The 21736-nt window shown below is 69.5% G+C and carries 17 protein-coding genes; 16 read left to right on the top strand and 1 reads right to left on the bottom strand.

Going from position 1 to position 21736, the window contains the following annotated elements:
- Nucleotides 1-276 precede the first annotated feature (276 nt).
- From infC to BST11_RS28995, 5 genes are all read left to right on the top strand, one after another.
- Entirely contained in the window at nt 277-867 is a 591-nt protein-coding gene (gene infC / locus BST11_RS21325) for a translation initiation factor IF-3 (protein WP_082958045.1), read from the top strand.
- A 70-nt stretch (nt 868-937) separates the two neighbouring features.
- Nucleotides 938-1132, top strand: a complete 195-nt coding sequence (rpmI, locus tag BST11_RS21320; protein ID WP_083139999.1) for a 50S ribosomal protein L35 — start codon at nt 938-940, stop codon at nt 1130-1132.
- A 70-nt stretch (nt 1133-1202) separates the two neighbouring features.
- A complete protein-coding gene (gene rplT, locus BST11_RS21315) occupies nt 1203-1598 on the top strand; it encodes a 50S ribosomal protein L20 (RefSeq protein ID WP_067323551.1) in 396 nt (131 codons plus the stop codon).
- A 26-nt stretch (nt 1599-1624) separates the two neighbouring features.
- Nucleotides 1625-2410, top strand: a complete 786-nt coding sequence (locus BST11_RS21310) for a TrmH family RNA methyltransferase (protein ID WP_083139998.1) — start codon at nt 1625-1627, stop codon at nt 2408-2410.
- A 165-nt stretch (nt 2411-2575) separates the two neighbouring features.
- A complete protein-coding gene (locus tag BST11_RS28995; RefSeq protein ID WP_067323555.1) occupies nt 2576-3298 on the top strand; it encodes a PE family protein in 723 nt (240 codons plus the stop codon).
- Here BST11_RS28995 and BST11_RS21300 read toward each other — a convergent pair.
- Nucleotides 3295-4353, bottom strand: coding sequence for an oxygenase MpaB family protein (locus BST11_RS21300; RefSeq protein WP_067323557.1), 1059 nt, complete (start codon nt 4351-4353; stop codon nt 3295-3297). The two genes, BST11_RS28995 and BST11_RS21300, sit on opposite strands and share 4 nt — an antisense overlap.
- A 310-nt stretch (nt 4354-4663) precedes the next feature.
- On the opposite strand from BST11_RS21300, the gene BST11_RS21295 reads away from it, so the two are divergent.
- From BST11_RS21295 to BST11_RS21245, 11 genes are all read left to right on the top strand, one after another.
- A complete protein-coding gene (locus tag BST11_RS21295) occupies nt 4664-5407 on the top strand; it encodes a PE family protein (RefSeq protein WP_083139997.1) in 744 nt (247 codons plus the stop codon).
- A 116-nt stretch (nt 5408-5523) separates the two neighbouring features.
- Nucleotides 5524-6372: an adenylate/guanylate cyclase domain-containing protein gene (locus BST11_RS21290; RefSeq protein ID WP_276034135.1), complete on the top strand. Its 849-nt coding sequence runs from the start codon at nt 5524-5526 to the stop codon at nt 6370-6372.
- A gap of 18 nt (nt 6373-6390) precedes the next feature.
- The gene (locus tag BST11_RS21285) at nt 6391-7167 is read left to right on the top strand and encodes a rhomboid-like protein (RefSeq protein ID WP_083139995.1); all 777 of its coding nucleotides are present in this window, start codon (nt 6391-6393) and stop codon (nt 7165-7167) included.
- A 159-nt stretch (nt 7168-7326) separates the two neighbouring features.
- On the top strand, nt 7327-8370 hold the full coding sequence (pheS, locus tag BST11_RS21280; RefSeq protein ID WP_083139994.1) for a phenylalanine--tRNA ligase subunit alpha: 1044 nt from the start codon (nt 7327-7329) through the stop codon (nt 8368-8370).
- Nucleotides 8370-10865, top strand: coding sequence for a phenylalanine--tRNA ligase subunit beta (gene pheT, locus BST11_RS21275; protein ID WP_083139993.1), 2496 nt, complete (start codon nt 8370-8372; stop codon nt 10863-10865). The genes pheS and pheT overlap by 1 nt, the downstream gene beginning before the upstream one ends.
- A 168-nt stretch (nt 10866-11033) precedes the next feature.
- Nucleotides 11034-12626, top strand: coding sequence for a PE family protein (locus BST11_RS21270; RefSeq protein WP_083139992.1), 1593 nt, complete (start codon nt 11034-11036; stop codon nt 12624-12626).
- A 317-nt stretch (nt 12627-12943) separates the two neighbouring features.
- Entirely contained in the window at nt 12944-14602 is a 1659-nt protein-coding gene (locus tag BST11_RS28990) for a PE family protein (RefSeq protein ID WP_083139991.1), read from the top strand.
- A 167-nt stretch (nt 14603-14769) separates the two neighbouring features.
- On the top strand, nt 14770-16548 hold the full coding sequence (locus BST11_RS21260) for a PE family protein (protein ID WP_158086814.1): 1779 nt from the start codon (nt 14770-14772) through the stop codon (nt 16546-16548).
- A gap of 129 nt (nt 16549-16677) precedes the next feature.
- Nucleotides 16678-17634, top strand: a complete 957-nt coding sequence (locus BST11_RS28985; protein WP_083139989.1) for a PE family protein — start codon at nt 16678-16680, stop codon at nt 17632-17634.
- Nucleotides 17635-17756: 122 nt separating this feature from the next.
- Complete coding sequence (locus BST11_RS21250; RefSeq protein WP_083139988.1) at nt 17757-19037, top strand: PE family protein; 1281 nt, start codon at nt 17757-17759, stop codon at nt 19035-19037.
- A 677-nt stretch (nt 19038-19714) separates the two neighbouring features.
- Nucleotides 19715-21736 (top strand): PE family protein (locus tag BST11_RS21245; RefSeq protein WP_158086813.1); only part of this gene is annotated, 2022 nt, incomplete at its 3' end.

Below are 21736 nucleotides of genomic sequence, written 5' to 3'. Positions count from 1 at the left end.
TATCGACTGCGACCATCCCGGCTCAGGCCGGGGACAGTTAAGTGGAGTCCCACTCCCACCGCTGGCCACGAGAACGCTTGCTCAGGTTTTTCAAGGTCCAGCGGTCCGGTCACAGGCATCGTGAATGCCTGTTCCGCGGGCAGCGCGGGCGGCGTGTGTAGTTCTTCGCCGCGATCGGTCGGCATTGGGCCCTGCTTGTGCAGGGCCTTTTTGCTGGTGGGGTGGATTCCGCCGCTGCGGCGCGCGAAGGAAACAGAAGCCCAACAAGGAGGCCCCATCAGCACTGAGACCCGCGTCAACGAGCGCATCCGCGTACCTGAAGTCCGTTTGATCGGCCCGGGAGGGGAGCAGGTAGGCATAGTGCGCATCGAAGACGCACTGCGCGTCGCCGCGGACGCCGATCTCGATCTCGTCGAAGTTGCCCCCAACGCCAGGCCGCCGGTCTGCAAAATCATGGACTACGGCAAGTTCAAGTACGAGGCGGCGCAAAAGGCGCGCGAATCCCGCCGGAACCAGCAGCAGACCGTCGTCAAGGAACAGAAGCTGCGACCAAAGATCGACGATCACGATTACGAGACGAAGAAGGGCCACGTAATCCGCTTCCTGGAGGCGGGATCCAAGGTCAAGGTCACCATCATGTTCCGTGGACGCGAGCAGTCGCGGCCCGAACTGGGCTACCGACTGCTGCAGCGGCTGGGTGCCGACGTCGCCGAGTACGGCTTCGTCGAAACCTCGGCCAAGCAGGACGGCCGCAACATGACGATGGTGCTGGCACCGCACCGCGGCGCGAAGACCCGCGCCAGGGCGCGCCACCCCGAGGAACACGGCGCGGCGGCGGGCTCCGAGGCGAACCCGTCACCCCACTGACCTGACACCGAGAACGACCACCACACGCGAGAAGTACGAGAAGTACGAGAAGTACAGAAGTAGAGGAAACATGCCCAAGGCCAAGACTCACAGCGGGGCTTCGAAACGGTTCCGGCGCACCGGAACCGGAAAGATCGTGCGGCAGAAGGCCAATCGGCGCCACCTGCTCGAGCACAAGCCCACCAAGCGCACCCGCCGCCTGGACGGCCGCACCGTGGTGGCCGCCAACGACACCAAGCGCGTCAACAAGCTGCTCAACGGCTGAGCGCGCCGCCGCCCCGCGGCACCAGACCCCATCACGAAGATTCACTGCCCGAACGAGAGTAGGAACATCCATGGCACGCGTGAAGCGGGCGGTCAACGCCCACAAGAAGAGGCGCAGCGTCCTCAAGGCCTCGAAAGGCTATCGCGGCCAGCGATCCCGGCTCTACCGCAAAGCCAAAGAGCAGCAACTGCATTCGCTGAACTACGCATACCGCGACCGCCGGGCGCGCAAGGGTGAGTTCCGCAAGTTGTGGATCTCGCGGATCAACGCCGCCGCCCGCGCCAACGACATCACCTACAACCGGTTGATCCAGGGTCTGAAGGCCGCCGGCGTCGAGGTGGACCGCAAGAACCTCGCCGACATCGCGATCACCGACCCGGCCGCGTTCGCGGCGCTCGTCGACGTCGCGCGCGCGGCGCTGCCCGACGACGTCAACGCCCCCTCGGATTCCGGAGAGGCCGCCTAACGGGCGCCACGGGCGCCGGAGCGGCGGTGCTCACCGAACGCTCGGCCCGGGTGGCCGCGGCGGTCAAGTTGCACCGGCACGTCGGCCGTCGGCGCACCGGGCGATTCCTCGCCGAGGGCCCGAACCTGGTCGAGGCGGCCTCGGCGCGCGGGTTGGTCCGCGACGTGTTCGCCACCGAGCCCGCCGCGCAGCGGCACGCCTCGCTGCTGGCTGCGCTGCGATGCCCGGTCCACCTGGTCACCGAGCGAGCCGCAAAGGCGCTGTCCGACACCGTCACCCCGGCCGGGCTGGTGGCGGTCTGCGACGTGTCGGCGACCCGACTCGAGGACGTGCTGGCCGCGCCGCCCGACTTGGTCGCGGTCCCCGTCGAGATCGGTGAGCCCGGCAACGCGGGGACGCTGATCCGCATCGCCGACGCCATGGGCGCGGGGGCGGTGATCCTCGGCGGGAACAGCGTCGACCCCTACAACGGCAAGTGCCTGCGCGCCTCGGCCGGCAGCATCCTCTCGATCCCCGTCGTCGCCGCGGCCGACGCCCACGCCGCCGTCACCGCGTTGCGCGGCGCCGGGCTGCAGATCCTGGCCACCACGCTGGACGGCGAGACCCGCCTGGACGAGGCCGATCCGCTGCTGGCCCGGCCGACGGCGTGGCTGTTCGGGCGGGAATCCCGGGGCTTGCCGGCCGGGCTGGCCCAGCAGGCCGACCACCGCGTGCGCATCCCGATGGCCGGCGGGGCGGAAAGCCTCAACGTGGCGTCGGCGGCGTCGATCTGTCTCTATCGGAGCGCGGAGGCGTTGGGTCGCTTCGGCTGAGCTCGGCGCTCGGGGGGTGGCTTTTGCCGAACATGTCCCAGCAAACTTCGCCCCAAGAATGTGCAATGGCGCTGTTCCCGCGCAGTACTGCCTGCTACGCTCTGGGTCTCTGACCTATTTTGCGCGTGTGCCATACGCGGCTTCGAACACAGAGAGGCAAAGGCGATGTCGTTGCTGAGTGTGGCGCCGGAGATCGTGGCGGCGGCAAGCGGGGACCTGGCGAACCTGGGGTCCGCGCTGCGGAGCGCGACCGCCGCGGCGGCGACCCAGACGACCGCGGTGGTAGCACCGGCCGCCGACCAGGTTTCGGCGGCGGTCGCCGCGCTGCTCGGCGCGCACGGTCAGGAATTTCAGACCATCAACGCCCAGGCGGCGGCTTTTCACGACGAGTTCGTCAGCAATCTGAGCGCCGGGGCCGCGCAGTATGCCAACGCCGAGCTCGCCAACGCGCAGCAGATCCTCGGGTCCGGCGCGGGGAGCATCGTCGGCGCGGCCGCCAACCCCGCCGACGTTTCCCTGGGCGGCTTTCCGAGCATCAGCCAGAACTTCAACCTCGGTCCGTTCGGGATATCGCTGAGCACGACGGGCGCTTCCCTTGGCACCGGCGGGTTCCTGGGAGTCTCGAGCGCGGGCGTCTCCCTGAACACCCCGTTCGGTTCCACCCCGTTGCTGTCGGCCAACGGGATCGAGGCCATCTATCCGAACGGCCAGTTCCTGCTGTCCCTGGGGCAAACCATCCCGTACGTTTCGTACTCGTCGACGATGACCGGAACGCTCGCGCCCGTGATCCAGATCAGCGGCCTGACGCTGGGCGTCAACAATCTGTTGATCTCGTTCCCGGGCAACTACCTCGGCGGTCTCCTCCCCAACGTTCGATTCACCGGCTAGGCGGCCCGCGGGCTGCGGCCCCGCGCGGGCCGCAGCCCGGCCAGCGACAGCGTGCCGTGCACCAGCGAGCCGGCCCGCTCCATGAGCGCCCGGGCCGGCTGCAGGGCCGGTTCCAGCGGGGAGCGGGGGCGCGGGGGGAAGTAGTGCATCGGCAACCCGCGACGGTCCCGCGGCGGCGCCATGAACGGGGGCGCCTCGACCAGTGGTGCGTCGCTGGGCGCCCGCCCCTCGGCGCGCCGGTAGGCGGCCAGCGCGCGCGGGTGCAGCCGGATCTCGTCGGGAACGGCCAGGAAGGCCAGCTCCACGAGCTTGCCGAACGCCCGCAGCAGCACCTCGTCGCCCGGCGTCCAGTGCATGCCGGCCTTCTCCCGCACCGCGGGGTCGAACAGCCCCGCCGCGATCCAGCGCTGCCCGGCCACCAGCGGTCTGAACAACTGGTCCCACAGCGGCGTCGGCATCAGCACGAACTTGGGCTTGGGAATCCGGATGCGGAAGATGTCCAGCGTCGCCTGGTTGATCTCCAGCTCCTCGCGGCAGACCCGGTCCCAGTACTCCTGGAATTCCTCCCACGAGTTCGGCACCGGGCGCATGCTCATGCCGTACATCCGGTACCACTGCACGTGCTCGTCGAAGAGCTGGCGCTTCTCGGCCTCGGTCAGGCCGCCGCAGAAGTACTCCGCCACCTTGATGATCAGCATGAAGAAGGTGGCGTGCGCCCAGTAGAAGGTTTCCGGGTTCAGGGCGTGGTAGCGGCGTCCCGCGGCGTCGACGCCCTTGATGGTGCGGTGGTAGCTCTTGATCTGCTCGCCGGTCTGCGCCGCGCGGTCACCGTCGTAGACGACGCCCATGATCGGGTACACCGACCGGGCCACCCGCTGTAACGGCTCGCGCAACAGGATGGAATGCTCCTCGACGCCCGCGCCCAGCTCCGGATACATGTTCTGGATCGCGCCGATCCAGACGCCCATCATGCCGGTGCGGAGGTCACCGAAGTACTTCCACGTGAGCGAGTCGGGCCCGAGGGGATCGGCGGATGTCGTTGCGATGGCAGTCATTTCGGCCTCCTGCGCCTCCTGCGCCTGACTGCGCCCACGATAAACTCTGACAACGCGCGTTGTCTACGATTTGGTCGGACGCGCCGCGCGCCGTTGCCGAGTCGCAACTTCAGCGACCCCAACGCTTTACGGGCAAACCGCCGGGCCGTCCCAAACTCCGGTTTGGGAGGGCGCCGCGCGGGCCGGGAAACCTTGTGGAGAACATTTGAGAATGCCCTGCCAGGGCCCGGTTGTCGCTGTTACGCTCGGCTCCTCCGGACCTATTTGACGTGTGTGTCGTAGGTGGCTCGGAGCAAAGAAAGGCAAGCCGATGTCGTTGCTGAATGTGGCGCCGGAGATCGTGTCGGCGGCGAGCGGGAACTTGGCGAATTTGGGCTCGGGGCTGCGCAGCGCCTGCGCGGCGGCGGCGGGTCAGACGACCGGGGTGGTCGCGCCGGCCGCCGACGAGGTCTCGGCGGCGATCACGGCGGCGCTCGGCACGCACGCCGAGCAGTTTCAGGCCGTCAACGCCCAGGCGGCGGCGTTTCACGATCAATTCGTGAGCCTGCTGAGCGGCGGCGCCGCACAGTACGTCAGCGCCGAGGTGGCCAACGCCCAGCAAATCATCGCGGGCGCGCCCGGGTCCGCCGTCGCCGCCGCCAACGCGGCCGACACGGTCACCGACGGATTCGGCGGCATGAACATCAACTACGCGCTCGGTCCCTTCGGCGTCGCGTTCAACGCGGGCCCGACATTCGTCAGCGACGGCATGGGCGGGTTCATTCTCACCGGGCTTACCGGGACCGGCGCCCTGACCTACAGCACCCCGTTGGGTTCCGGGGTGCTGGTCTCGGCGACCGTCAGCGAGGGCTTCAGCCCCTCCGGCGGGTGGTTTGGCCACATCCTCGAAACCTGGCCGCTGGGTTCGTTTGTCGCCGTCGACGGGACCGGAACCTTCTTCCCCCTCGGGATCACCAGCCTGGCGTACAACTTCAACGGCTTGGAGTTCTCCGTTCCCGGGACCGGCGTCCTTGGCCCCTTCGTCCCGAATGTGACCTGGAACCCCAACCCCTGATCTGCGGCTCTGCCGCGACCGGGCTGCGCGCGCCGGTTCGCACCGCATACCCTGGCCACGTGGACGTTGGGCATCGCGATTCGGGGTCCGGCGAATCCGAACAGGCGGCTACTGCGCTGGCGAACACCCCCAACGGACGGAAACTGTCGCCGGCCCAATGGCTGCGCGGCACGAATCACAGCCCCGGCGTGGTGGGATTGGTCCGGCGGGCACGGCGGTTGTTGCCCGGAGACCCCGAGTTCGGCGACCCGCTGTCCACCGCGGGCGAGGGGGGCCCGCGCGCCGCTGCGCGGGCGGCCGACCGCCTGCTGGGGGACCGCGGCGCGGTGTCGCGCGAGGTCAGCCTCGGCGTGCTGCAGCTGTGGCAGGCGCTGACCGAGGCGGTGTCCCGGCGGCCGGCGAACCCCGAGGTGACGCTGGTGTTCACCGACCTGGTCGGCTTCTCGACGTGGTCGCTGGAGGCGGGGGACGAGGCGGCGCTGCTCCTGCTGCGGCACGTGGCGCGCGCCGTCGAGCCGCCGCTGCTCGACGCCGGCGGGCACATCGTCAAACGGATGGGCGACGGCATCATGGCGGTGTTCCGCGATCCGACGGTCGCCCTGCGGGCGGTGCTGGCCGCCGACGAGGCGCTGAAATCGGTTGAGGTGGGCGGCTACACGCCGCGCATGCGGGTCGGGATCCACACCGGCCGCCCGCAGCGGATGGCGGCGGACTGGCTGGGCGTCGACGTCAACATCGCCGCGCGGGTTATGGAACGGGGCACCAAAGGTGGAATCATGGTGTCGAGCTCGACGTTGGACCTCATACCGCAAACCGAGCTGGATGCGTTGGGCATCGTCGCCAAGCGTGCACGCAAACCCGTCTTCGCGGGTAAAACCGCGGGCGTCCCCGCCGACCTGGGGATTTATCGCCTGAAGACTCTTAAGGAGTTAACAGCCCTTGATGGCACCGCCGAAACAAATTAGCCCGCATAATGGATCGCGATGATTGGGGGCATCTTCTCCCGGCTCGCCCGGGTTCAGTTCACCGTGGGGTACGTGGCGATTCTGCTCGCCATCAGCTGCGCCATCCTGGCGCTGGGCCCGCAGGCGCATGACCTGCTCGTCGAGCGCGCCAGCACCAACGTGCACAACCTGGCTCATGGCCACGTGGGCACCCTGCTGGGCAGCGCGCTGGTCGTCGACGCCGGACCGCTCTACTTCTGGCTGCCCTTCCTGACCTGCCTGCTCGCGCTGGCCGAGCTGCACCTGCGGACCATCCGGTTGGTGGTGGCCTTCGTCGTCGGCCACATCGGGGCCACGCTGGTGGTGGCCGCCGCGCTGGCCGCAGCGGTCGAGTTCGGCTGGCTGCCGCTGTCGATCACCCGGGCCAGCGACGTCGGGATGAGCTACGGCGCCCTGGCGGTGCTCGGGGCGATGACGGCGGTGATTCCCCCGCGCTGGCGCGCGGCGTGGGTCGGCTGGTGGGTAGCGGCCGGCGTGGCGTCGGCGATCATCGGCGGCGACTTCACCGATGCCGGTCACACCGTGGCCGTGGTCCTCGGCGTGCTGGTGTCGGCGCGGTTCCGGCAGCCGATCCATTGGACGCCGCTGCGCCGCCTGATGCTGGTGGCCTCGTCGGGCTTCGGGTTCCTGGTGTTGGCGCACCACTGGGGGACGATGGCCGCCGCGCCGGTGTTCGGCATCCTGGGCGCGCTGGCGGCCCACAAGATCGTCCAGCTCGCCAGCGCGCGCGCCGTGCGGCCCGCCCTGGCCGCCTAGCCACCCGCGGGCCGCCGCGAAGCGCGCGCCCGGCGCCGCCGAGCGGATCCCCTATGATCTGCATTTGCGCTGGGCAATCAGCCCTCCACCAAATCTCGTCAGCAAGGCTCGTCAGCAAGGCTCGTCAGCAAGGCTCGTCAGCAAGGAGAGTGCCGCCGCGTGGGCGATCAACCCGTCGACCTGTCGCCGGAAGGCTTGGCCGCGGCGGTCACCGCCGCCCGGGCGGCCATCGCGGGCGCCGGTGACCTCGACGCGCTGGCACGGGTCAAGACCGATCACCTCGGTGACCGCTCGCCGCTGGCGCTGGCGCGCCAGGCGCTGGGCGGGCTCCCCAAGGACGAGCGCGCCGACGCCGGCAAGCGGGTCAACACCGCGCGGGCGGAGGCCCAGCGCTGCTACGACGAACGCCTGGCCGCGCTGCGCGCCGAGCGCGACGCCGCGGTCCTGATCGCCGAGGGCATCGACGTCACGCTGCCGTCGACCCGCCAGCCGCCCGGCGCCCGGCACCCGATCACGATCCTGGCCGAGCACATCGCGGACACCTTCGTCGCGATGGGGTGGGAGCTGGCCGAGGGGCCCGAAGTCGAAACCGAGCAGTTCAACTTCGACGCCCTGAACTTTCCCGCGGACCATCCCGCCCGCAGCGAGCAGGACACGTTCTACGTCGCGCCCGAGGGCTCGCGGCAGCTGCTGCGCACCCACACCTCGCCGGTGCAGGTGCGCACGCTGCTGGAACGGGACCTGCCGGTCTACATCATCTCGATCGGGCGCACGTTCCGCACCGACGAGCTCGACGCCACCCACACCCCGGTCTTCCACCAGGTCGAGGGTCTGGCGGTGGACCGCGGCCTGACCATGGCGCACCTGCGCGGAACGCTCGACGCGTTCGCGCGCGCCGAGTTCGGGCCTACCGCGCGCACCCGGATCCGGCCACACTTCTTCCCGTTCACCGAGCCGTCCGCCGAGGTCGACGTGTGGTTTCCCGACAAGAAGGGCGGCGCCGACTGGGTGGAATGGGGCGGCTGCGGCATGGTGCACCCAAACGTGTTGCGCGCCGCGGGAATCGACGCCGGCACCTACTCCGGCTTCGCGTTCGGCATGGGACTGGAACGCACGCTGCAGTTCCGTAACGGAATCCCGGACATGCGCGACATGGTCGAGGGCGACGTGCGGTTCTCGCTGCCGTTCGGGGTGGGTGCCTGATGCGCGTCCCGTATAGCTGGCTGCGCGAGGTCGTAAGCGTCGGCGCGCCGGGCTGGGACGCGGCCCCGGCCGAGGTGGCGGAGACGCTGGTGCGCATCGGCCACGAGATCGAAGAGGTCATCACCCTCGGGCCCGTCGACGGGCCGCTGACGGTAGGGCGCGTCACCTCCATCGAGGAACTGACCGAGTTCAAGAAGCCGATCCGGGCCTGTCTGGTCGACGTCGGCGAGGGCGAGCCTCGTGAAATTGTCTGCGGGGCAACGAATTTCGCGGTCAGCGACCTGGTCGTCGTGGCGCTGCCGGGCACCACGCTGCCAGGCGGCTTTGCCATCACGTCCCGCAAGACCTACGGCCGCACCTCCGACGGCATGATCTGCTCGACCGCCGAACTCGGTTTGGGCGCAGACCATTCCGGGATCCTGGTGCTGCCGCCCGGCACCGCCGAACCCGGCGTCGACGGGGCCGGGGTCCTGGGGCTGGACGACGTGGTCTTCCACCTGGCGATCACCCCCGACCGCGGCTACGGCATGTCGGTGCGCGGCCTGGCGCGGGAAATCGCGTGCGCCTACGACCTGAGCTTCGCCGACCCCGCCGACATCAAGCCGCTGCCCGTCGAAGGCGAGGCGTGGCCGCTTACGGTGGACGCGCAAACCGGGGTGCGGCGGTTCGCGCTGCGCCCGGTCACCGGGATCGACCCCGCCGCCGTGTCGCCGTGGTGGCTGCAGCGCCGGCTGCTGCTCGCCGGCATCCGCGCGACGTCCCCGGCGGTGGACGCCACCAACTACGTGATGCTCGAGCTCGGCCACCCCATGCACGCCCACGACCGTGCCCGCGTCACCGGCGGTTTCGCCGTGCGGTTCGCCCGGCCCGGCGAAACCGTGGTCACCCTCGACGACATCGAGCGGCGGCTCGATCCGGCCGACGTCCTCATCGTCGACGAGAAGGCGACCGCGGCGATCGGCGGCGTCATGGGCGCGGCCGCCACCGAGGTGCGCGACGACTCCACGGACGTGCTGCTCGAGGCGGCGGTGTGGGACCCGGCCGCCGTGTCGCGCACGCAGCGCAGGCTGCACCTGCCCAGCGAGGCGGCCCGGCGCTACGAGCGCGGGGTGGACCCGGCCATCTCGGTGGCCGCGCTGGACCGCTGCGCGGCGCTGCTCGCCGAGATCGCCGGGGGAGCGGTGTTGCCCACGCTGACCGACTGGCGGGGCGATCCACCCCGCGACGACTGGGCCGGGTCGCCGATCCGGATCGCCGCCGACCTGCCCGACCGCGTCGCCGGGGTGGCCTACGCCCCGGGCACGACGGCCCGGCGCCTCGCCCAGATCGGCGCGGAGGTGGTGCCGGAAGGCGAGGCGGGCGACGCGCTGACCGTGACCCCGCCGAGCTGGCGCCCCGACCTGCTGCAGCCCGCGGACCTCGTCGAGGAGGTCATGCGGCTGGAGGGGCTGGAGGTCATCCCGTCGGTGCTGCCGGCCGCACCCGCGGGCCGCGGACTCACGGCGGTGCAAAGGCGTCGCCGCGCCGTCGGCAAGTCGCTCGCCCAGTCGGGTTACGTCGAGATCCTGCCCACCCCGTTCCTGCCCGCCGGGGTCTTCGACCTGTGGGGCCTGGGGCCCGACGACCCGCGTCGCGCGGCGACCCATGTGCTCAACCCGCTGGAAGCCGACCGCCCGGCGCTGGCCACCACGCTGCTGCCCGCGCTGTTGGAAGCGTTGGGGCGCAACGTATCCCGAGGCCTCGTCGACGTCGCGCTGTTTGCCCTGGCGCAGGTGGTTCAGCCGACCGAGGAGACCCGCGGGGTCGAGCTCATCCCCGCCGACCGCCGACCCACCGACGCCGAGATCGCGCTGCTGGACGCGTCGTTGCCCCGGCAGCCGCAGCACATCGCCGCCGTGCTGACCGGCCTGCGTGAACCCCGCGGTCCCTGGGGGCCCGGCCGCCGCGCCGAGGCCGCCGACGCGTTCGAGGCGGTGCGAATCGTGGGGCGCGCCTGCGGGATCGACGTTCGCCTGCGGGCGGCCCAATACCTGCCCTGGCACCCCGGCCGGTGCGCCGAGGTGCTCGTCGGGGAGACGCCCGTCGGCCACGCCGGGCAGCTGCATCCGGCCGTGATCGAGCGTTCCGGCCTGCCCAAGGGCACCTGCGCGATGGAGCTGAACCTCGACGCGATCCCCATCGTCGAGGCGCTGCCGGCGCCGCGGGTGTCGCCGTTCCCCGCCGTGTTCCAGGACCTCAGCCTGGTGGTGCCCGCGCACGTGCCGGCGCAGGAGGTGGCGGACGCCGTCCGCGAGGGCGCGGGCGAACTGCTCGAGGACATCCAGTTGTTCGACGCGTTCACCGGGCCGCAGATCGGCGAGCATCGCAAGTCGCTGACGTTCGCGCTGCGCTTCCGTGCAGCCGACCGCACGCTCACCGAGGATGACGCCAGCGCGGCCCGCGACGCCGCGGTGCGACGAGCCGGCGAGGCCGTCGGCGCGGAATTACGCAGCTGAGATCCGCCGCTGCGGCCCGGGCCGGAGGCGAGTCGCCCACCGTTGGGCGCAGAAGTTACCTGTGAGTTTCCTGAAAATTATTTACTCGTCAGTAAGAACGTCGTAAGTTCGGCTAACTGTAGGCGACCGCCGGTCATTGTCCCCCCAGTGTGCCGAGGAGAGTTTGCTATGTCATTTCTCGTTGCAATGCCAGATCTGCTAGAGGGTGCCGCCCAGGAATTAGCGGGCATCCATTCATCGCTAGGTGAGGCCGCCGCCGCCGCGGCGGCGCCCACCACCGGGATCGTGAGCGCCGCGCAAGACGAAGTCTCGATCGCGGTGGCGTCCCTGTTCGGAAACTTCGGCCAGCAGTTTCAGGCGCTCAGCGCCCAGGCCCAGACGTTTCACCAACAGTTCGTCTCCTTGATGAACGCCGGCGCGGGCGCCTACAGCGCGGCCGAGGCAGCCAACGCCGCGCAGGCCGCGGTGGGTGCGGACGCCGGCATCATCGGCGGCCTCGGCGGCGGCATCAGCCAGAGCCTCGGAGCCGAGATCAACGCTGGCGCGCAAGCGATTTCGAACGCGATCGCGGGTTCTCCCATCGCGCTCGGAACCCTCCAGACGGGCGCGGCGTCGTCCCCGTTGCTCAGTGGGATCACCTCGTTCGGTGCCGCGTTCGCCGCCCCGTACCAGGCGCTGGTCTCCCACACCGTCACCAACCTGCAGGCCATCGGGAACACCGTGGTGAACAACCCGTTCCCGTTCCTGCGACAGCTGGTGAGCAATCAGATTTTCTACGGGCAGACGATCGCGTCGTCGATCGCGACTGGCATTACCAACCTTCCCACCGAGCTGGCCAACCTGCCGGCAACCCTTCAGGCGGGCATCCAGGGCCTGTCGACTTTCAACCCGAGTGCGTTGCTGCAGCAGTTCGTCAACAACCAGATCGGCTACGCGCAGACGGTCGTCACCAGCCTGCAAACCGCGGGTCAGGATCTCATCACCGGTGCGCAGCAACTGCCCGCCGGCTTCCAGGCGGCCTTCCAGGATCTGTTGGTGGGCAACAACGTCGGCGCGTACGCCGCCATCAACCAGACGCTGATCGATGCCTTCCTTCCCGGCTTCAACGCGGTGGAGCTCACGCCGCTGGGCGCTTCGGTGCTGTTCGGCATCGTGCCGATGGGTCCGCTGGGGGACCTCGCGCCCATCCTCGCCATCCCGGGACAGATGGCGCAGAGCCTCACCAACCTGTTGCCCGCCGGTTCCATCCCCGCCCAGATGGCGCAGCACGCGACCAACCTGGTGAACGCGTTCACCGACCTTGGCACGACGCTGTTCATCAGCAATGTCGCCCACCTGAACTTCGGGATCCCGCTGCAGCTCATCCTGGACGGCATCGGTGCGCCGGCGAACGCGCTCAGCGCGCTCAACTCCAGCGCGGTGGCGTTCATGGGGGCCGCGCAAACCGGAAACGCGTCGGCGGCCGCCCTCGCGCTCCTGGATGCTCCCGCGGTGGTGACCGACGCGTTCCTCAACGGCACCACCATGGTGGCGTTGCCCCCCGCGGCCGTCTCGCTGTTCCCGGGCGTCGTCCTTCCGTCGACGACCTACCTGCCGCTCGGCGGGTTGCTCACCCCGCTGAGCATCCCCACGGTCCTGGTCGACGTGGGTGACGGGATGGTGGCGCAGCTCCAGCTCTCGGGTGGCACTCCGATCGGTGGCCTCATTCCCGGACTGCTCAGCTTCCCCGCCCAGTTGGCCGCGGACATCGCCGCCACGTAGGCACTCGTATCTGGTCAAGGGGAAGGGCGTCGGCGAGCCGGCGTCCTTCCCTTCTTTTTGTCTCTTTTTGTCGTGACGGCCGTCGATCGTCATGGCAACACATTGAAAACCTAACGAATCCTGTGAAAGCACGTGTTGTCTTTTTCTTACGGCATCGCCGCTGGTTAGGCTGACTTTGCTTTGGTTACTGGGGGGTAACCGCGCGCATATGAATTGAGCCCGGGGGACCCCGCAACGACGCATCTAAGGTCCAGCAGGCTCGTTTTGGATGGAAGGTGACCACCGGTCACCTCTTACTGAGCCAAGGAGAGACTCAGATGTCGTTTGTGACCGCAAGCCCGGACCTGCTCGAGAGCGCGGCCGCGAATCTGGCGGGCATTCGCTCGTCGCTCGCCGACGCCGCGGCGATGGCGGCGAGTCCCACGACCGGGATCGCGACGGCGGCTCAGGACGAGGTGTCGGTCGCGATCGCCGCGATGTTCGGCGACGTCGGCCAGCAATTCCAGGCGCTCAACGCCCAGGCGCAGGCTTTCCATCAGCAATTCGTGTCCATGATGAACGCCGGTGCCGGGGCCTACGCCAGCGCCGAGGCCGCCAACGCCGCGCAGGCCGCGCTGGGCGGTGGGGCGCTCGGCGGCCTCGGCCAGAGCCTCGGCGGAGCCGTGTCCGGCGCGGAGACGGCCGTCGGCCAGCTCGCCGGCAGCGCCGGCCTGAGCCTCAACGGCGGCGTCGGCGCGCTGCTCGGCGGCCAGATTCAGACTGGCGCGCAAGCGATTTCGAACGCGATCGCCGGCTCCCCGATCGCGCTCGGCACGCTCCAGACGGGCGGGGCGGCCTCGCTGGTCAGCGGCCTCAACGCCTTCGGTGCCGCGGCGGCCGCGCCCTACCAAGCGCTGGTGTCCAACACGGTCACCAACCTGCAGGCGATCGGAGGCACCTTCACCGCCAACCCGTTCCCGTTCCTGCACCAGATCGTCAACAACCAGATCGGCTATGCGCAGACGATCGGTTCGTCGATCGCGGCCGGCATTCAGAACCTGCCGGTGGAGCTGGCCAATCTGCCGGCGACCATCCAAACCGGCGTTCAGGGCCTGGCCACGTTCAACCCGGGTGCCCTGCTGCAGCAGTTCGTCAACGGCCAGATCGGGACCGCGCAGACGATCTTCACGGGGCTGCAGAACGCGGGCAACGACCTGGTGACCGGGCTGGCCGGTCTGCCGGCGAGCTTCCAGGCGGCCGGCGCAGCCCTCGCGACCGGCAACGTCCCGGGCGCGGTGAACGCCATTGCCCATGGCCTGGAAAACGTCGTCCTGCCAGGATTCCACCCGGCCAGCGTCGACATCGGCCAGCTGGGGTCCCCGACGGCGACGCCGCTGCCCATCACCCCGCTCGGCGCGCTGGGAGACCTGGCGCCCATCCTTGCCATCCCCGGGCAGATGGCGCAGGGCTTCACCAACCTGTTGCCCGCCGGGTCCATCCCGGCGCAGATGGCGCAGAACCTCACCAACGTGATCAACGCCGTCACGAACTTCGGCGCGACATTCAACCCGGGCAACCTCGCGATCGACTTCGGCCTGCCCCTGCAGCTCCTTGTCGACGGGATCGGTGCGCCGGCCAACGCGCTCAGCGCGCTGAATTCCAGCGCGGTGGCGTTTGTCACCGCGGCGCAAACGGGCAACGCGTCGGCGGCGGCCCTCGCGCTCCTCGATGCGCCGGCCAACATCGCAAACGGCTTCCTGAACGGCCAAACGCTGATCGACCTGCCCGAGTTCGACGTGACCGTCACCGCCGGCGGCGTCCCGCTCACCACACTCAGCTCGGTTGCCGGGCTGCCGCTGGGCGGGCTGCTCACTCCGCTGAGCCCGGTCATCCTCGGCGGCCCCGGTGGAGGTCCGCTTCCGGGCACGCCCCTCGGCGGCCTCATTCCCGGCTTGCTGAGCTTCGGGCAGCAGCTCGCCGCGGCGATTACGCCCTGACCGCAGGCGTTGAGGGGAGGGACGCCCGGACGGGGGGTGGGCGTCCCTGCCGCTCGGCGCGGGCCGCCCGAACCTGCGATTTCCCCGCGCGGATGACCCACGTGTGATTAGGCTCACTTTCGTCTGATGGCCGTGGCGACCGTCGTATGCAGCGATGGGGGATGGGTATGTCGTACGTCAGCACGACGCCCGAAGAGATGCAGGCGGCCGCCCGGAATCTGGCGGGCATTCGCTCGATGCTGGCCCAGTCCAGCGCGTCGGTCGCGGCGCCCACCGTCAGCGTGGTTGCCGCGGCCCAGGACCAGGTGTCGGTCCAGGTCGCCGCCTTTTTCGGCGGCTTCGGGCAGGAGTATCAGGCCATCAGCGCCGGGGCGCAGGCGTTTCACGAGCAGTTCGCGAACCTGGTGGGCGCGGGCGCCGGCGCCTACCTCGGCACCGAGTTGGCCAACGCTCAGCAGAACGTGCTGAACGCGGTCAACGCGCCCGTCCAGGGGTTGCTGGCGCAGTCGGCCGGGGCGGGAGCCGCCGTGGGTGCGGCCGCTTCGGGCATGGCCGCGGCGCCGGCGGCCACGTTCCCGCTGCTTGGCGGCGTGGGCGCCATCCTCAGGGCCGGCGGGCTCGTGGGCCAGGGCATCGGCGGCTTTGTGACCGCCCTGCAAAACGGCGGCGTCGTGCCGCTGCTGTCCGGCCAGCTCGGCTGGGGCCTGCAGTCCCTATCCGGGGGCATCGTCGGCCTGCCCGTCGGGCTGACCGGTCTGGAGCGCGCCCTGGGGCCGGGCCTGCTGGTGCCCGCCGCCGGGAGCGGCGTCGGCTCCGTCGCCGGCCCGTATCAGACGCTGTTCACCAACGCTGCCGGCAACCTGCAGGCCCTCGGCACCGCCCTGGCGGCGAACCCGGCGCCGTTCCTGCACCAGTTCGTCGCCAATCAATTCGGCTACGCGCAGACGATCGCGGCGGGGGCGCAGTACATCATCCAGAACTTCCCTGCCGTGGTGGCCGGCCTGCCGGCGAACGTCCGGGCGTTCGTCCAGGCCCTGCTGGCGTTCAATCCGGTGCCGTACGTGCAGGAGTTCATCGCCCATCAGCTGGCCTACGCCCAGATCGTCGTCACGTCGTTGCAGAACGCGGCCAACGACTTTGGCGCCGCGTTGCAGGCGTTGCCGTCGGCCTTCCAATCCGCCGTGCAGGCCCTGCAGATGGGCGACATCACCGGCGCGGTCACCGACGTCGCCCGGGGGTTCGTGCACCTGTTCGTCACCGGGGTGGGCGTCTCGGACACCGGGACGATCACGTCCGGGATCACCGCCACTATCACCCCGGCGGGCACGGGGGACCTGCTGCCGATCCTCACCATTCCGGGGATGATGGCTCAGAACTTCACCAACCTGCTGCCGCCCGGTTCGATCCCGGCACAGGTGTCCCAGAACATCACCAACGTGATCGACACCGTGTTCGACACGTCGCTCACGGGGCACGCCTTGCCGACCGTCACCCCTCCTCCACCTCCTCCCATCGCCGACCTCTCGGTGAGCCTCGCGGCCGGCCTGCCGGTGGCGCGGACCATCGAGGCGCTGGGGGCGCCTTACGACGCCGCGAGCGCCATCGCGCCCAGCGCCGCAACGTTCGTCGGCCAGGTGCAAACCGGGAACCTCGGCGGGGCGCTCGGCACGCTCGCCGACGCACCGGCGGTCGTCACCGACGCCTTCCTCAACGGACAGTCCACGCTGCCAATAGGTTTCGACATCAGCGGCATGCCGGCTGTCGTGAACTTCCCCATGAACGGGCTGCTCTTTCCGCAAACCGCGTACACCGCGACCGTCGCCGGCGTTCCCTTTATCGGAGCGATCACCGTGCCCGTCGGGGGCGCGCCGATCAGCGGCCTGCTGCCCGGCCTGCTGTCCTACCTGCCCCAACAACTCGCGCTGGCGATCACGCCCGCCGGGTAGCGCGCGGCCCGACACGCGGGCGCGTGAAAACCCGCAATTTCCGCTGGTCACGAACGCCTCCCACTAACCTCAGGGCCATCACGGTCACCGCGCGGTGACCGATCCCATGGATCGATGGGAGGTGGACGAATGTCGTTTGTCGTCGCGGAGCCGGAACTCGTTCAGGCGGCGGCCCAGAACCTCGCGGGAATCCGTTCGACGCTTGGCGACGCGACCGCGGCCGCGGCCGGACCCACGACCGCGGTGGTCGCCGCGGCCGAGGATCAGGTGTCGACCAGCGTCGCGGCGCTGTTCGGGGCCTTCGGCGAGGAGTACCAGGTCCTCAACGCCCAGGCGCAGGCGTTTCACGGCGAGTTCGTCAACCTGCTCAACGCGGGCGCGGGCGCCTACCTCGCCACCGACACCGCCAACGCGGCGCAGGCGCTGGGCGCGGCAGCCGCCGGGAGCTCGATCGTCGGCCCCTACGAAAGGCTTCTGACCAACACCGCCGCCAACCTGCAAACCCTGGGCGCCACCTGGACCGACGTCACGGCACCCGCGCTGCTGGGAGCGATCACCACCCACGCCAACCCGCTGACCTCGCCCGTACAGCTCCTGCAGGGATACGCCAACCTGGTCCAGAACCTGACCGTCCCGGTCTCGGTAACCATCACCTCGCTGAACCCGCCGAACGCATCGATCGCCATCGGGGTGGGGCTGCCGGAGCTGCTCGCCTTCGACGCACTGGGGGCGCCGGTCAACGCCGCCCTGGCGGCTTCGTCGAGTGGGGCAGCGATTCTGGGGGCCGTGCGAACCGGAGACCCGGTGGGCATGATGACGGCGTTCGTCGACGCTCCGGCCAACATCGCCGACGCCTTCCTCAACGGCCAGCAGACCTTGCCCGTGCCGCTGCCGGTGCCGGGACTGACGGCCAACGTTCCCTTCAGCGGGCTTCTTGTTCCGCTGCAACCCTTTTCGACGACGACGACGCTGCCCGGTAACCCGATGTTCCAAACGGTCACCGTCACCGGGCCTCCGGTGGGCGGGTTCGTCTCCGCAGTGTTCGACTACACGCCGCGACTGCTCGCCGCGGCGTTCGGGAGCTAGCCGACCCCGGCCAGTGGTCGCGTTTTCCGGCGCGTGCGCACGCAATGGTTCTCGCCCGGCGCGGGCGCGTTTAGGTTGAGTTTTTCCGGGTAGTTCCCGTCGATGATTCGACGGGTCGGGCGATGTCGTATGTAGTCACCGCGGCGGAGCAGGTGCAGGCGGCGGCCCGACAGCTGGCGGGCATCCGGTCGCTGCTGGCCGAGTCGGCGGCCGGCGCCGCTGGCCCCACGACAGCGATCGTGCCGGCCGCCGCCGACCAGGTATCGGCCGCGATCTCGGCGATGTTCGGCACCTTCGGGGAAGAGTTCCAATCGCTCAGCACCCAGGCCCAGGCGTTCCATGCCGAGTTTGTCGCCGCGATGAACGCCGGCGCGAGCGCCTACCTCGGCGCCGAGTCCGCCAACGCCGAGGCCATGCTGGGCTCCGCGTTGGCGGCACCCGGGGCAGGAGCGGCCGCCGGCCAGAGCGTCAGTGCCGCCGGTCTTCTCGACGGGCTGACCGGTGTCACCGGCGTGGGCGGTCTGGGTCCGCTCGGCGGCGTGGTGAATTCGCTGCTGCCCGGGCTGGTCAACGTACAAACCGGCGCCGGCACCTTCTTCACCGGCATCGCCGGCCCGTATCAGGCACTCGTCTACAACACGTGGAACAACCTGAACAGCCTCACCGGCGGCTGGCTGGCCGACCCGTTCCCGTTCGTGCGGCAGTTTGTCGCCAACCAGATCGGCCATGGCCAGATCATCGCGACGGCCCTGCAGACCGGGAACTTCCAGCCGGTGACGGCCATACCGGGCGCCATCTCGCACAATCTGGCCAATGTTGTTGGCACGCTGACCAATACCGGCGTCACCTCATCGTTGGTTGTGCAGGAATTGACGCCCACCCCCGATCTGACGCTGGACAATGCCGTCGGGCTGCCGCTGCTCTTCGGCGCCGCCCTGATGGGCCCACCGGCGGCCGCGCTCGAGGCGGCCGGCTCCAGCGCGGCGGCGTTCGCCTCGGCCGTCCAGGCCGGCAACGGCTCCGCGGCGTTCGCAGCCCTCATCGATGCGCCTGCCGTCATCGCCGACGGCTTCCTCAACGGCCAGGCGACCTTCCCGTACGCGCTGAACCTGTCGAGCCTGACGGGCCCCGCGGCGGGGAGCGTCGCGAACGTCACCGTGGTCGGCAACTTCCCGTTGGACGGGCTGTTGCATCCGCCCGGCTACTACCCGGTGACGGCAACGATCACGCTGCTGGACAACACCGTCCTGCCCCCGATCGGCGTGAGCCTGGGAGCGGGCAGCACCCCCTTCAGCGGTCTGCTGCCCCTCCTGGTGAACTACGCGCCCCAACAGCTGGCGCAGGCGATCGGCGCGGCCGCGTCACCGCCGCCGGTGGTCTCGCTCCCGCTCTTCACCTTCTAATCCTGGACGGTTGTCTCGGAAACCACTGCCTTACACGGCGTTTCGATTGGCGACCGTCGTTTCGTGTCGCGGGGATGCCGGGGTCGGCCAGTCCGACGGGGAAACGCAATTCACCGGAAGCGGCAGCGTGGCTCCCGCACCTGCCCGCCATTCCTGGACGCTTGTCTCGGAAATGCCTGGCTTACGCGGGGTTTCGACCGTTGGCCGTCGTTTCGTCTGGGTCGTGCGGAATGGCGGCGCTCGATCGGAGCGGCGACGTCACCGAATCGTCACCAGCCAAAATCCTGGACGGTTGTCTCGGAAACGCCTGGCTTACGCGGGGTTTCGGTTGTTGGCTGTCGTTTCGCATCGCCGGCGGTCGAAACCGGCTGACGCGTGGGCCCGACGGACCGCGCCCGAGGCGGCGCCCTACCGCGTTGCAGCGAACTGAAAATTGTTCAATAGCAACTGCTTTGTACTTTTGGTATCGTGTTCCCCGTCTTCCCGGTATGCTGAGCGCTCACGGCCCTACCCCTCGACGAGCCGCTCGGCCGTCCGAATGGTTGCGCAGACGCGCCCAACCCGGCTGAAAATCATCGTTTTCGAATGTGCTTGCGTGACACGCCATTACGCTCACCTTGCCTCGATGATTCGGGCTGACATTTGCATATGTAGTTCATTTGCGTGGGGAGATGAACATGTCTTTTGTGGTCGCTGTACCCGACCTCGTGGAGGTTGCAGCCCAAGATCTTGCAGGTATTCGCTCCGCGCTGGACGAGGTCACCCGGGCGATCGTCGCACCGACGACCAGCCTGGCGCCGGCCGCGGCGGACGAGGTATCGGGCGCCATCGCAGCGCTCTTCGGCTCCTTCGGCCAGCAATATCAAGCGCTCAACGCGGAAGTCGCGGCGTTCCACAACGCCTTTGTCAGCGCAATGAGCGGCGGCGCGGCCGCCTACGCCGGCGCCGAAATCGCCAATGGCGCCGCGCTACTCTCCGGCGGGGGGAACCTTGCGGCCGACCTCGGTGGCGCGATCTCCGGGTTGGGTGCCGCGATCGGCGGATCCCTGTCCGGCGGCTTGAGCAGCAGTCTCGGCGCGGGGCTCGGCGGGACCTTGGAGACGCTCCTCGGCGCCGGGCTCGGCGGGCTCGCCTACCAGACCGGTGGTTTCATCCTGTCCGGCATAGGCAGCGGGATGGTCCAGACGGGCAACGCGATCGTTCAGGCCGGGCTGGCTCTGGAAAATGCCGGTGCCGCCTTCTCCGCGACGGGCGCCCAGTTGCTGGCCCAGGCCAACGGCGCCCTCAACGCACTGCTGAACGCTAACTTCGCCGTCAACCTCGGCGCCGCACTGTCGGCCAGCCTCAACGGCAGCCTCAACGGATTGGCGGCCGGCTTGGCCAACCTTGGTGGCTTGGCCGGCAGCATCGGGGCCGGCCTGAACGGGGCGTTGCAGACCGGTGCCACGCTGGCGGGCAACTTCTTGGCGTCGCTGCCGGGTCTGCCGGCGATCGCGATCCCGAACCTGGGCGCGCTGGGCGTGGAGCTCTCCGCGGCGCTCAATGGGTTGGGTGCCTCGTTGAGTGCGTCGCTGAACGCGGCGCTGAATGGCAGCTTGAACCTTGGTGCCAACCTCAATGGTCTGATCCAGACGGGCGAGACCCTGGCGGCGAATTTCGCTGCGACCCTGGGTAATTTGGCGGGTGGCTTCCAGGCGGGGTTGAATGGGGCGTTGCAGACCGGTGCCACGCTGGCGGCCAATTTCTTGGCGTCGCTGCCGGGTCTGCCGGCGATCGCGATCCCGAACCTGGGCGCGCTGGGCGTGGAGCTCTCCGCGGCGCTCAATGGGTTGGGTGCCTCGTTGAGTGCGTCGCTGAACGCGGCGCTGAATGGCAGCTTGAACCTTGGTGCCAACCTCAATGGTCTGATCCAGACGGGTGAGGCGTTGGCGGCGAATTTCGCTGCGACCCTTGGTAATTTGGCGGGTGGCTTCCAGGCGGGGTTGAATGGGGCGTTGCAGACCGGTGCCACGCTGGCGGCCAATTTCTTGGCGTCGCTGCCGGGCCTGCCGGCGATCACGATTCCTAACCTGGGCGCGTTGGGTGTGGAGCTCTCCGCGGCGCTCAATGGGTTGGGTGCCTCGTTGAGTGCGTCGCTGAACGCGGCGCTGAACGGCAGCCTCAATCTGGGCGCCAACCTGGCCGGGCTGATCCAGACCGGTGAGACCCTGGCGGCGAGCTTCGCGGCGAACCTGGGCAACCTGGCCGGCGCGTTCCAGGCCGGCCTCAATGGCGCGATCCAGACCGGGGCCAACCTCGCGGCCACTTTCTTGGCGTCGCTGCCGGGCCTGCCGGCGATCACGATCCCGAACCTGGGTGCACTGGGCGTGGAGCTGTCGGCCGCGCTCAATGGGTTGGGCGCGTCCATCAGTGGTTCGCTCAATGCGGCGCTGAATGGCAGCCTGAACCTGGGGGCCAACCTCAACGGCCTGATCCAGGCCGGTGAGCAGCTGGCCGGCAACTTCGCCGCGAACCTGGGCAACCTGGCCGGCGGGCTGCAGGCGGGCCTCAACGGGGCGATCCAGACGGGTGAGACGCTGGCGGCCACCTTCCTCGCGTCGCTGCCGGGCCTGCCGGCGATCACGATTCCTAACCTGGGTGCGCTGGGCGTGGAGCTGTCGGCGGCCCTGAACGGGTTGGGCGCGTCCATCAGTGGTTCG

The organism is Mycobacterium alsense, from assembly GCF_002086635.1.
GTDB classification, from domain to species: Bacteria; Actinomycetota; Actinomycetes; order Mycobacteriales; family Mycobacteriaceae; genus Mycobacterium; species Mycobacterium alsense.
The sequence above is the reverse complement of the archived record's forward strand: the minus strand, read 5'-3'. Positions and strand labels throughout refer to the sequence as shown.